Here is a 12,039-nt window from a genome sequence, read left to right as displayed (position 1 = left end):
CTCAGTCCATCGCCGCGCCAGCGAGGCGCAGGCCGTCTTCGTCGAAATCCAATACGGTCAGTTCGCCGTCGGCGTCGGTGATTTCCGCGCGCTTGAGCTCGCCGTTCCGGTGATAGGCGTAGCGGTGTTCCATCTCGACTTCGCCGTAAACCATCTTCTGCAGGCCGACCAGGCGGTCCTGGTCGTCGAAATACCCCTGAAAATAGGTATTCCTGTGGCCGATCTGTTCCGGTTCCAGTTCGGTCATCAGCTTGAGAGGGAGGTTCACACCGCTGTAGGTCAGGAAAAATCGGGGCGTGCCGGCGATGGCTTCGGGCATGGTTTCACCAGGGGCTGTATTCGTGGAGCGGCGATGATGGCATAAGTCCGGGATGGCGTGGAATGCCTTGCCGGGGCTGTGTGAAAAGCCTTTACCGTTTCCGGATTTTGACCTGCCGCCCGCGGAGCGGGACCGGTCCGCGGCCCGCAAACCCGGGAAATTCCCGGACTGCCGGGATTGGCACTTCCGTTGCATGATATCTGGCGCATAACCTCACTTTGTCTGGCGGTAGAGTGTTTTTGAACGGAGATCTGCGCATGGACGCGCCGCTTGCCGCCAGCTTTTTTTGTGGGCGTTCAGATCGGTTCCAGGTTGGCGTAAGCCAGCATCAGCCATTTGGCGCCGGCATCCGCAAAATTGACGTGGACCCGAGCCTGGGCCCCGTCGCCTTCCTGCTGCAGAATCACGCCTTCGCCGAACTTGCCGTGGCGGACCCGCTGGCCCAGTCTTAGCGCTCCGGGAGCGTTGGCGGCCGGCTGAGTCGACGGCGCTGCGACGGGCCGGCTGACCCCGCCCTTCATCCGGATTTCTTCCAGACAGTCCGGCGGCAATTCGCGCAGGAATCGGGACGGCCGCGGGTAAGTCTCCTTGCCGTAGAGCCGCCTGCATTCGGCGTGGGTGATGCAGAGTTTGTGCCGCGCCCGGGTGATGCCGACGTAGCAGAGCCGGCGTTCCTCTTCGAGGCGGGCCGGGTCTTCCAGCGACTGCAGGCTGGGAAATAAGCCTTCCTCCAGCCCGACCAGGAATACCAGGTCGAATTCCAGGCCTTTGGCCGTATGCAGGGTCATGAGCTGGACACAGTCCTCGAAGCTTTCGCCCTGGTTCTCGCCGGCTTCCAGCGCCGCGTGGGCGAGGAATTGGTCGAGGCCACCCAGTTCGGGATCGATCAGCGGTTCCATCTCGAACTGGCGGGCGGCGCCGACCAGTTCCTCCAGGTTTTCCACCCGGGCTTCCGCCTGTTCGCCTTTTTCCTTGCGGTAATGTTCCAAGAGACCCGAGCTGTCGACCGCGAGCTGCACTTGTTCCCACAGCGCCCGTCCCTGTGCGGCCGTGGCCATGGCTTCGACGAGCTGCAGGAACCCGGCGAGGGCGGCCGTTGCCCGGGCCGGGAGCACGTTGTCTCCGACCAGCTTCTGTGCCGCGCTCCATAGCGAGAGCCGTTCGAAGCGCGCCAGTTCGCGGACGAGGTCGAGGGTCTTGGCGCCGATGCCGCGGGTCGGCGTGTTGATGACGCGCTCGAAGCCAGGGTCGTCGTGGCGGTTGGCCATCAGCCTTAGGTAGGCGAGGGCGTCCTTGATCTCGGCGCGCTCGAAGAAGCGCAGGCCGCCATAGACCCGGTAGGGGATGCCGAGGGCCAGCAACTTTTCCTCGAACTGGCGCGACTGGGCGTTGGAGCGGTAGAGGATGGCCGTATCGCTCCGCCTTCCGCCTTCTTCCACCCAGCGGCGGATGCGCTCGACGACGAAACAGGCTTCTTCCTGCTCGTTGAAGGCGGCGTAGACCGAGATCGGTTCGCCCCTGCCGCCTTCGGTCCACAGATTCTTGCCGAGCCTGCCTTCGTTTTTCGCGATCAGGGCGTTCGCGGCGCCGAGGATATTGCCGGAGGAGCGGTAGTTCTGTTCCAGCCGGACCATCCGGTGGTGCGGATAGTCCCGGCGGAAACGGTGCAGATTTTCGATCTTGGCGCCGCGCCAGCCGTAAATGGACTGGTCGTCGTCGCCCACCACGCTGAGGTTGTCGCGCTCCCCCGTCAGCAGCCGCAGCCAGGCATACTGCACGCTGTTGGTGTCCTGGAATTCGTCGACCAGCACGTGCTGGAAGCGCTCCTGGTAGTGCGCGAGGACATCGGCGTTGTCGCGCAGGAATTCATGGGTGCGCAGCAGCAGTTCGGCGAAATCCACCAGGCCGGAACGTTCGCACAGTTCCTCGTAGGCGAGATAGGTCCGCCGCATCTGCTTTTCGAACGGGTCGTAGGAGTCGGGCAGGTTCCTGGCCCGGCGGCCTTCGTCCTTCTGGGCGTTGATGTACCACTGGATCTGGCGCGGCGGCCAGCGCGCCTCGTCCAGTTCCAGGGTCTTGAGCAGCCGGCGGATCAACCGGTACTGGTCGTCGGAATCGAGGATCTGGAAGCCCTCGGGCAGTCCGGCCTCGGCCGCGTGGCGGCGCAGGAAGCGGTGCGCCAGGCCGTGGAAAGTGCCGACCCACAGGCCCTGGGTCCGCAGGTTGAGCAGGGCTTCGATTCGCGCCTTCATCTCGTTCGCCGCCTTGTTGGTGAAGGTCACGGCGAGGATGGCGTGCGGCGACACGCCTTCGGCGCGAAGCAGCCAGGCGATGCGGTGCACCAGCACGCGGGTCTTGCCGCTGCCTGCCCCGGCCAGCACCAGCAGGGAGCGGTCCGGGGCGGTGACGGCCTCGCGCTGGGCCTCGTTCAGGGGGGCGATGATGTCGGTGATGTCCATGACGGGCATTTTACACCCGTCTTGCGCAATACCTGGGGAGCCTGCACAATCGAGAAGCTTTACCTCACGGACGTGGCCACATGCGCCATGCCCGTTTTCCTCGCTCCGCCCTCCACCCGCAGAGGGTGGGGTTTCCGTTACGAATGCACGTTCAAGAGGAGGTTATGACATGGCTTTTGATTATAAGAAAATGCTAAAGCGTGAGCTCAACGTCGGCCTGAAAGATCGCCAGTACCGCATGATAGGCGGCGCCGCGGCGCTGCTGCTATCGGTGTTCATGGGAAACATCTTCCTGCTGCTGATCGGCATCGTCCTCGTGGCCACCGCATTCATGCGCTGGTGTCCGGTGTATTCCGGACTCTCCAAGAGCACCGTGGATCCGAATGAACCGGCGCCCAGCAGCAGTTCCCATTCCGACACCGAATCCCACTAAAGGACAGCGGTTTTCCTGGCGCAAGGAGGCGCCCCGCCTAATCCTCGCGCCGGAACTGGCCTTCGATGGTGCGGGACCCGGAATCGGGCGGAGCCGGCGGCTGGAAACCCTGGAGCACGTGATCGACGAGATAGCCCGCAATCCGGCGGCGCGATGCCGGCAGCAGCAGGACAAGGCTCGCCCCGTCGGAAATGAAGCCGGGGATGAGTAGAAGGATGCCGGCAGCCAGGATCAGACCGCCCTCGATCATGTCCTGTGCGGGGAGGCGCCCGGCTTCCAGGCTTTGCTGGATGCGGGCGAAGGTTTTCAGTCCCTGGGTTTGCAGCAGATAGGTTCCGGCCAGTGCTGCCGAGCCGAGCAGCAGAATGGTCGGCAGGAAGCCGAGCACGCCCCCGACGTGGATCAGGACGTAAATTTCGGCGATCGGCAGCAGCAGTAGCACCAGGACGGCAAGTTTCAGCGGATTCATCGACACATATTTCTGCAATCTATTTAGAGTGGCGCACTTTTTGCCATGACATCGGTCTACTGTCTAGTTGTCTGTAGCTGTCCGGACGAGGAAACCGCCGACGTTTTGGCGGAAGGGCTGGTCGAAGGGAGGCTGGTCGCCTGCGTGAACGTCGTTTCCGGGGTGCGGTCGGTTTATCGGTGGCGGGGAGCCCTCGAGAAATCGGCGGAATGCCTTCTTCTCGCCAAGACCCTGTCATCCCGCCTGCCGGAACTGCAAGCCTGGCTGAGGGCGCGGCACCCTTATGAACTTCCCGAAATCATCGCGATCCCCATCCAAAGCGGATTGCCGGAATATCTCGAATGGGTCGGAACATGTGTAACGCCGCCGTGAGGCGGATTTGCCTGCTGCTGGTTTTTTGGCTGGCCGGGGCGCCTGCGCTCGCCGTCGACAGCCGCGACCTTCTGCCGCCGGAGCGGGCGTTCCCGGTGGCAGCCAGGCAGGCCGGCGCCGACATGGCCTCGCTGTCCTGGGACATCGCGGACGGATATTACCTCTACCGGAGCAAATTCAAGTTCGCATCGCGCACGCCCGGCGTCCGCCTGGGTGAGCCGGTCTTTCCGGAAGGCCACAAGAAGCAGGACGAATTTTTCGGCGAAGTCGAAACCTACCGGGGACACATCGAGGTCCAGCTGCCTCTCGTTGCGGAATCCGCACTGCCGGAGTCGCTGAAACTGGAGGTGACGGTGCAGGGCTGTGCCGATGCCGGTGTCTGCTTCCCGCCGTACCAGAGACTGGTCGAAGTGAAAACCGCTGTGACAAGCGGCGCGTTCACGCGCCTGGCCGGCGCGCTTCGGGGGATCGGAACCGGGCCTGTGACTGGCGATCTGCTGCCGGCGGACCAGGCGTTCCGCTTTTTCGCCGAGGCGCCGAGCGGGGACACCCTCCGGCTCAGCTGGCAGATCGCGCCCGGCTATTACCTCTACCGCGAAAAATTCCGCATCGCCTTGCGCGACAGCGAGGGCGTCGCCCTGGGCGGCTATGCCTTCCCGCGCGGCGAGCCGAAGATCGACGAAGAGTTCGGCGCGGTGGAAGTCTTCCACGGCGAGGTCGCCGTTGACATTCCCTTGGTCAGGACCGACGGCGGTCCTCGCACCATCACCCTGGAGGCCGGGTTCCAAGGGTGCGCCGAGCGGGGCGTCTGCTACCCGCCGATGGCGAAGACGGTCGAGCTCGCCCTGCCGCCGGCCGCCGCGGAAGGAGAGGGCGTCTCCGCGATCGCCGGAGCGACCGTCATCACCGAGCAGGACCGCATCGCCGACGGACTCTGGCGCGGCTCGCTCTGGCTCAACATGCTCAGTTTTCTGGGTTTCGGCATCCTGCTCGCCTTCACCCCCTGCATTTTCCCGATGATCCCGATTCTTTCCGGCGTCATCGTCGGCCACGGTCATGCCATCACCACGCGCCGGGCGTTTTCGCTGTCGCTGGCCTATGTGCTCGCCCATGCCTTGGCTTACACCGGCTTCGGGGTGCTGGCCGCCCTGTTCGGTGCGAACCTCCAGGCCGCATTGCAGAACCCCTGGGCGATCGGAGCTTTCAGCGTCCTGTTCGTGGTGCTGGCGCTGTCCATGTTCGGCTTCTACCAGCTTCAGCTCCCGACCGCCCTGCAGTCGCGGATCGCGGCGCTCAGTTCGCGGCAGCAGGCCGGCAGCCTGGCCGGCGCGGCCGTGATGGGGCTGCTGTCGGCAGGGCTGGTGGGGCCCTGCGTGGCGGCGCCGCTGGCGGGGGCGCTGATCTACATCGGTCGGAGCGGCGATGCGCTGCTCGGCGGGCTCGCGCTGTTTTCCCTGGGACTGGGCATGGGGCTGCCGCTGCTGGCGATCGGCACCTCGGCGGGCAAGCTGCTGCCCAAGGCCGGCATGTGGATGAATGCGGTCAAGTCGGTGTTCGGCGTGGCCATGCTGGCGGTGGCCGTGTCGATGCTGGAGCGGATCGTCCCCCTGTCCGTCGCCATGCTGATGTGGGCGCTGCTGCTCATCGTGCCGGCCGTGTACATGGGGGCGCTCGATGCGCTGCCCGCGGGGGCTTCGGGCTGGCGCAAGCTGTGGAAAGGGTTGGGAGTGGCGATGGCCGCCTATGGCGTATTCATGCTGCTGGGGGTGGCGGCCGGCAGCCGCGATCCGTTACAGCCCTTGCGGGGTGTGGCCGGCTCCCCCGGTGCCGTCGCCGATGCCGGGCCGCCGCCTTTCGCCAAGGTCGCGAGCGTGGAGGAGCTGGAGGCTCGCCTCGACGAGGCGGCTGCCGCCGGACGCTGGGCGATGCTGGATTTCTACGCGGACTGGTGTGTGTCGTGCAAGGAGATGGACCGGTACACCTTCAGCGATCCCGCGGTCAAGGCGAAACTGAAAGACATCGTGTTGCTCAAGGCCGACGTCACCGAAAACGGCGACGAAGATCAGGCGCTGCTGGGCCGCTTCGGCCTGGTCGGTCCGCCGGCGACCCTGTTTTTCGGCCCCGACCGGAGCGAGCGGAAACCATTCCGGCTAGTGGGATTCACCGAGTCGGAAAAGTTCGTCCATCACCTCGACCGGATGTTTGACGGTGTCCGATAGGTTCGTCCTGATCGTGGTCGCCGTGCTGGCCATCGTGGCGGGGGCGGTGGCGCAGCGCTGGCTGTCGGCCGGTGCCGCGGACTGGCAGGGGCCGGAATCCGTATTTCCCGACCTTTCCGGGAGCCCCGTGCGGCTGTCGGATGAGCGTTCCGAAGTACTGCTGCTGAATTTCTGGGCAAGCTGGTGCGAGCCATGCCGGGAGGAAATGCCGGTGCTGGACGGGCTGCATGCGGAATTCGGGCCGCGCGGGCTCAAGATCGTGGGTCTGGCGCTGGAGGATCGGGATGCGATCGCCGCGTTTCTGCGGCAGTTGCCGGTGGGCTATCGCATCCTGGTCGGCGAGCGCGGCGGCGACGCGTTGGCGGCGCGCCTCGGGAATGCCGGCGGGGGATTGCCTTTCACCGTGGCTTTCGACTCCCGCGGGCGGGTGCTCGCGACTTACCTGGGGCCCCAGACGCGGAGCGGCTTCCTGGCTGCCATCGAGCCGCGGCTCGCGCCGTCCAGATGAATGCCGCAAACCGGGCTTCTTGCTGCATTTGTGGACAAAATACCGCCATTTCGGCAGAATACCGCCGCCTATTTGGGCGATTTCATCGATATTTAAGAGCTGGCACGCGCAATGGCGGGTATCTTGGTGCTGAACGGGCCTAACCTCAATCTGCTAGGGGTGCGTGAGCCCGGCATCTATGGCAGCGACACGCTTCCGGATATCGAATCGCGCCTGGGGGCGCAGGCCGGGGCGGCGGGCATGCCGATCGATTTCTTCCAGAGCAATGCCGAACATGCTCTGATCGAACGCATTCACCAGGCGTTCCGCGATGCGGTCGACATGATCATCATCAATCCCGGGGCGTTCACCCATACCAGCGTCGCTCTGCGCGACGCGCTGCTGGCCACCGCCGTGCCTTTCATTGAAGTACACATTTCGAACGTGCATGCGCGCGAGCCGTTCCGCCGCCATTCCTATCTTTCCGATATTGCCAAGGGGGTCATCTGCGGATTGGGCCCCGTGGGCTACGAACTGGCGCTGCAGGCCGCCCTGCAAATGACACATAGGTCGTTATAGATGGATATTAGAAAAATAAAAAAGCTAATCGAAATCATCGAGGAATCGGGTATCGCGGAAATCGAGATTCGCGAGGGGGAGGAGTCCGTCCGCATCAGCCGCTACGCATCCAGTGTGGCGGCTCCCGTCGCCGTGGCGGCGCCGGTGATGCCCGCGGCGGTGTCCCCGGTCGCCGCCGGGCAGCCGGCGACGCCTCCCGCCGAAATGGCCAAGGAAATCACCGGCCATGAGGTGCGCTCCCCCATGGTGGGCACTTTCTATCGGGCGCCCTCGCCCGGTTCCAAGGCGTTCGTGGAAGTGGGCCAGCGGGTCGAGGTCGGCGATACGCTCTGTATCATCGAAGCGATGAAAATCCTCAATCAGATCGAAGCCGACAAGGCCGGTATAGTGAGCAGGATCCTGGTGGAGAACGGCCAGCCCGTGGAGTACAACCAGCCGCTGTTCGTGATCGAATGACCTTCGGCCCGTTCCGGCTCAACAGTCTCCAAGGTGCTCACTATGCTAGGTAAAGTCGTCATCGCCAATCGCGGCGAAATCGCTTTGCGTATCCTCCGGGCCTGCCGCGAACTTGGCATCAAGGCCGTCGCCGTGCATTCCGAGGCGGACCGCGATCTGAAACACGTGCGCCTGGCCGACGAGTCGGTCTGCATCGGACCGGCCGCGTCCCGCGACAGCTATCTGAATGTTCCCGCCATCATCAGCGCCGCCGAGGTCACCGATTCTCTCGCGATCCACCCCGGCTACGGCTTCTTGTCCGAAAACGCCGACTTCGCCGAGAAGGTGATCCAGAGCGGATTCATCTTCATCGGTCCGAGGCCGGAAACCATCCGCCTCATGGGCGACAAGGTCTGTGCCATCGAAGCGATGAAAAAGGCCGGGATCCCCACTCTGCCGGGCTCGGACGGTCCGCTCGGCAGCGGCGAAGAAGAGAATCTGGCGATCGCCAGGCGGATAGGTTTTCCCATCATCATCAAGGCCTCCGGCGGCGGCGGGGGGCGCGGAATGCGGGTCGTGCACAGCGAGGCCAATCTTGCCGCCGCCATCGATCTGACCCGGAGCGAGGCCGGCGCGGCGTTCGGGAACGACATGGTTTACATGGAGAAGTTCCTGGAGAATCCGCGCCACATCGAGTTTCAGGTGATCGCGGATTCGCACGGCAACGTGGTTCATCTGGGCGAGCGCGACTGCTCGACCCAGCGCCGCCATCAGAAGGTCGTGGAAGAAGCGCCGGCGCCCGGCATCACTCAGGCGCAGCGGGACGAGATGGGCATGCGTTGCGTGCAGGCCTGCAAGGAGATCGGGTATCTCGGCGCCGGCACCTTCGAATTCCTCTACCAGGACGGCCAGTTCTATTTCATCGAAATGAACACCCGGGTCCAGGTCGAGCATCCCGTGACCGAAATGGTCACCGGCTTCGACATCGTCAAGGAGCAGCTGCGGATCGCCGCCGGCGAGCCGCTTTCGATCCGTCAGGCGGAGGTGGAGATGCGCGGGCACGCCATCGAATGCCGCATCAACGCGGAGGACCCGGCCAACTTCATGCCGTCGCCGGGGTTGATCGAGCAGTTCCATATGCCGGGCGGGCCGGGTATCCGTGTCGAGACCCACATCTACAACGGCTATCGCGTGCCGCCGTATTACGACTCGATGATCGGCAAGCTGATCGCCCATGGCGAAACCCGCGCCGGAGCGATCGCCCGGATGCGCACGGCCTTGAACGAGATGGTGATCGGCGGAATCAAGTGCAACATTCCGCTGCTGCTCGATATCGTCAACGATGGTGCCTTCGAGGCGGGCGGACAGAACATCCATTACCTGGAGCAGAAGCTGGGGCTCAAGCACTAAAGCCATGTGGCAGCAGTTGATGGTGACCGTCGACGAGGATCTGGCCGAGGAGGTATCGGATGCGCTGATGGACGCGGGCGCGCTGTCCGTCAGTTTCCTGGACGCCGGCGACCAGGCGCTGTTCGAGCCTCCGCTCGGGACGACCCCGGTGTGGGCGCAAACCCGGGTGGTGGGCCTGTTCGAGGAGGGCGGCGATTTGGCGGCGACCCGCTCGGCGCTCGGCCGGCGGTTCGGCGAGGTAAGGCTTCGGGACTGGAGCGAGGAAGCGCTGGCCGACCAGGCCTGGGAGCGGGCCTGGCTCGAACATTTCCGCCCCCTGCGTTTCGGCAGCCGGTTGTGGGTCTGCCCGACCGGATTCACGGTCGAGGAAACCGATGCGGTGGTGATGCTGCTGGATCCGGGACTGGCTTTCGGCACCGGGACCCACCCGACCACCGCTTTGTGCCTGGAATGGCTGGACGCGGCGGATTTGCACGGCGCGACCGTGGTGGACTACGGCTGCGGGTCCGGCATCCTGGGCATCGCCGCGGCACTGCTGGGCGCCTCCTCCGTCCATGCCGTCGACATCGATCCGCAGGCGCTGGCGGCTACCGTCGACAATGCGCGGAAGAACGCCGTCGAGGACAAGATCGAGACTTCCCTGCCGGACCGGCTGTCCTCTTTCGAGAGCGACATCGTATTGGCGAACATACTGGCCAATCCGTTGATGGAACTGGCCGCTGAATTGCGGTCGCGGGTACGCCCCGGCGGCCGGATCGTGCTCTCGGGCATTCTGGCGGAGCAGGCGGACGCCGTGGCCTCCGCTTATGTGCGAAAAGGCTTCGAAATGGAGCCCGCCGTGCTCAGCGAAGGCTGGGCCCGGCTCGCCGGGGTAAGACGGACCTGAAGGTGTTTACCCGCTGTCCATCCTGCGGTACGGCCTACGGCATCTCGGTGCGTCAGCTACGGGAAGGGCGGGGCGTCATGCTCTGCGACCACTGCGGTCGTGTTTTCAATGCCCTGCCGGGATTGGAAGAGAGCGTCCCCGATCCGTACTCGCTACCGCCGAAGGGCGGGTCGGGGCGCTGGTTCCGGCGATGGACGAGGGGATACGACGAGCCGGCCCGCCCGGGGTTTTTCTTGCGGCTGGCCTGGGGCATCGGCAGTATCGCCTTGGCGATCGCCCTGCTCGGCCAGGTGGCGTATTTCGGCAGCACCCGTTTTGCCCAGGATGAGGCCATGCGGCCGTGGCTGGTGATGCTGTGCGATGCCGTGGGCTGCCAGGTGCCGCCCTACAGCGACGTCGAATCGATCCAGATCGTGGAGCGGACGCTGCGGCCGGTGCCCGCCACCGGGGGCTATGAATTCCGCCTGGTCATGGCCAATCAGTCCACGGCGGCCCAGGTGTTTCCTTCGATCGTCCTGCGGGTGGTCGACCGGCAGGGGAAGCCGGCGGCGGGCAGGGTGTTTTCGCCGGTGGAGTATCTTCCCAAGGGAACCGGCATGTCCATGATGCCGGTCGGCAAGTCTCTGGAAGTCCGCCTGGATCTGGCAAAGCCCGATCGGGACATCAGCGGTTTCACCTTCGAATTGATCTGACCCTTTATCCAGGCGTTTCCCGGTCGGGAACCGCCTTTTCCTTTTTCAAGCACCGGTGACGCTTGGGTTGGCGACTGTATGTCTGAATTGTCGGTATTGCGGCTGAAGAAGAACGAGGAGCGCCGTTTGCGGGCGGGGCACCTGTGGGTCTTCAGCAACGAGGTGGATGGCGAAAAGACGCCGCTCAAGCGTTTCGCGCCCGGTGAATACGTGGTGGTGGAGGACTCTCGCCAACAGCCGCTGGGCTTGGCTTACGTCAACCCGGAATCGCTGATCTGCGCGCGGCTCCTGAGCCGCGACCACCGCGTGGCGATCGACCATGCCTTCCTGCTGAAGCGGTTGAGCCGGGCTTTGCATCTGCGCGAGATGCTTTTCGCCAAGCCTTATTACCGCTTGCTGTATGGCGAAAGCGACGGCCTGCCCGGCCTGGTGATCGACCGCCTGGGCGACGTGCTGGCGCTGCAGGCCAGCACGTTCGGCGCGGAGCAGCTCCAGGAGCCGGTGATGGAGGTGCTCGACAAGCTGCTTTCACCCCGCACCATGGTGCTGAAGAACACTTCGAGCCTGCGCCAGTTCGAGAAGCTCGAGAATTACGTACGGGTGCTGGGCAAGCCGCTCGAAGGTCCGGTACCGATCGAGGAGAACGGCGCCCGCTTCCTGGTCGATCCCGTGGGAGGGCAGAAGACCGGCTGGTTCTTCGACCATCGCCAGAACCGGGCCGTGGTGGCGCAATTGGCCAAATGCCAGCGCGTGCTCGACCTGTTCTCCTATACCGGAGGCTGGGGCGTGCAGGCGGCTTTGGGAGGGGCGGAATCCGTGGATTGCGTGGACAGCTCCGAGTCAGCGCTTGCGCTCGCCGCGGAAAACGCCAGGCTCAACGGCGTGGCGGATCGGATGGGTTTCATCCGGCAGGATGTTTTCGAGTTCCTGAAGCAGCTTCGGCACAAGCGCCAGCGCTACGATTTGATCGTGGTGGACCCTCCCGCCCTCATCAAGCGCAAGAAGGACATCAAGGCGGGCGTGGAGGCCTACCACCGCCTCAACCAGGCGGCCATGCAAGTGCTGAACCCCGGCGGAGTCCTGGTTTCGGCGTCCTGCTCATTCAACCTGCCGCGCTCCACCCTGCACGACATACTGCGTACCAGCAGCCGGCATCTGGACCGGCATCTGGTCATCCTGGGTCAGGGTTGCCAGGGGCCGGACCATCCGGTCCATCCCGCGATTCCGGAAACGGAATACCTGAAGACCTTCTTCTGCCACCTGTCGATGCCGCTCTAGG

13 protein-coding genes are annotated in these 12,039 nt (G+C 64.5%); 10 read left to right on the top strand and 3 right to left on the bottom strand.

Translation table 11 applies throughout. The features are described 5' to 3' along the window. Position 1: 1 nt before the first annotated feature. A complete protein-coding gene (locus ABZN20_RS06495; protein ID WP_218807135.1) occupies positions 2–319 on the bottom strand; it encodes a DUF6156 family protein in 318 nt (105 codons plus the stop codon). A gap of 296 nt (positions 320–615) precedes the next feature. Continuing rightward, the gene (gene uvrD, locus ABZN20_RS06490; protein ID WP_367027543.1) at positions 616–2,778 is read right to left on the bottom strand and encodes a DNA helicase II; all 2,163 of its coding nucleotides are present in this window, start codon (positions 2,776–2,778) and stop codon (positions 616–618) included. Positions 2,779–2,947: 169 nt separating this feature from the next. Here uvrD and ABZN20_RS06485 point away from each other — a divergent pair, with 169 nt between their 5' ends. Next, the gene (locus ABZN20_RS06485; protein WP_218807134.1) at positions 2,948–3,211 is read left to right on the top strand and encodes a YgaP family membrane protein; all 264 of its coding nucleotides are present in this window, start codon (positions 2,948–2,950) and stop codon (positions 3,209–3,211) included. A 37-nt stretch (positions 3,212–3,248) separates the two neighbouring features. On the opposite strand, the gene ABZN20_RS06480 is transcribed toward ABZN20_RS06485, so the two are convergent. Continuing rightward, the gene (locus ABZN20_RS06480) at positions 3,249–3,680 is read right to left on the bottom strand and encodes an FxsA family protein (RefSeq protein WP_367027140.1); all 432 of its coding nucleotides are present in this window, start codon (positions 3,678–3,680) and stop codon (positions 3,249–3,251) included. Between the two features lie 45 nt (positions 3,681–3,725). Between ABZN20_RS06480 and cutA the strand changes: the two genes are divergently transcribed. The 9 genes from cutA (at position 3,726) to ABZN20_RS06435 (ending at position 12,038) form a co-directional block, all read left to right on the top strand. Further along, the gene (cutA, locus tag ABZN20_RS06475) at positions 3,726–4,052 is read left to right on the top strand and encodes a divalent-cation tolerance protein CutA (RefSeq protein WP_367027139.1); all 327 of its coding nucleotides are present in this window, start codon (positions 3,726–3,728) and stop codon (positions 4,050–4,052) included. Then, positions 4,034–6,271 carry a protein-disulfide reductase DsbD gene (dsbD, locus tag ABZN20_RS06470; protein ID WP_367027138.1) on the top strand — a complete coding sequence of 746 codons (2,238 nt, stop codon included), beginning with the start codon at positions 4,034–4,036 and terminating at the stop codon, positions 6,269–6,271. The genes cutA and dsbD overlap by 19 nt, the downstream gene beginning before the upstream one ends. Further along, entirely contained in the window at positions 6,261–6,779 is a 519-nt protein-coding gene (locus ABZN20_RS06465; protein WP_367027137.1) for a TlpA family protein disulfide reductase, read from the top strand. The genes dsbD and ABZN20_RS06465 overlap by 11 nt, the downstream gene beginning before the upstream one ends. Positions 6,780–6,890: 111 nt before the next feature. Continuing rightward, positions 6,891–7,337 carry a type II 3-dehydroquinate dehydratase gene (aroQ, locus tag ABZN20_RS06460; protein ID WP_218807129.1) on the top strand — a complete coding sequence of 149 codons (447 nt, stop codon included), beginning with the start codon at positions 6,891–6,893 and terminating at the stop codon, positions 7,335–7,337. Then, positions 7,338–7,793: an acetyl-CoA carboxylase biotin carboxyl carrier protein gene (accB, locus tag ABZN20_RS06455; protein WP_367027136.1), complete on the top strand. Its 456-nt coding sequence runs from the start codon at positions 7,338–7,340 to the stop codon at positions 7,791–7,793. A gap of 42 nt (positions 7,794–7,835) precedes the next feature. Then, positions 7,836–9,182 carry an acetyl-CoA carboxylase biotin carboxylase subunit gene (gene accC, locus ABZN20_RS06450; protein WP_218807127.1) on the top strand — a complete coding sequence of 449 codons (1,347 nt, stop codon included), beginning with the start codon at positions 7,836–7,838 and terminating at the stop codon, positions 9,180–9,182. Between the two features lie 4 nt (positions 9,183–9,186). Beyond that, positions 9,187–10,068 carry a 50S ribosomal protein L11 methyltransferase gene (gene prmA, locus ABZN20_RS06445; protein ID WP_367027135.1) on the top strand — a complete coding sequence of 294 codons (882 nt, stop codon included), beginning with the start codon at positions 9,187–9,189 and terminating at the stop codon, positions 10,066–10,068. A gap of 2 nt (positions 10,069–10,070) precedes the next feature. After that, positions 10,071–10,760 (top strand): DUF3426 domain-containing protein, encoded by a 690-nt coding sequence (locus ABZN20_RS06440; protein WP_367027134.1) that lies wholly within the window; start codon positions 10,071–10,073, stop codon positions 10,758–10,760. 78 nt (positions 10,761–10,838) lie between these two features. Further along, the gene (locus ABZN20_RS06435) at positions 10,839–12,038 is read left to right on the top strand and encodes a class I SAM-dependent rRNA methyltransferase (protein WP_218807124.1); all 1,200 of its coding nucleotides are present in this window, start codon (positions 10,839–10,841) and stop codon (positions 12,036–12,038) included. Position 12,039: the final 1 nt, after the last annotated feature.

This window comes from Methylococcus sp. ANG (assembly GCF_040730495.1).
In the GTDB taxonomy this organism is placed as follows: Bacteria; Pseudomonadota; Gammaproteobacteria; order Methylococcales; family Methylococcaceae; genus Methylococcus.
Note: the sequence above shows the minus strand (reverse complement) of the source record. Positions and strands in the feature narration are given on the sequence as shown.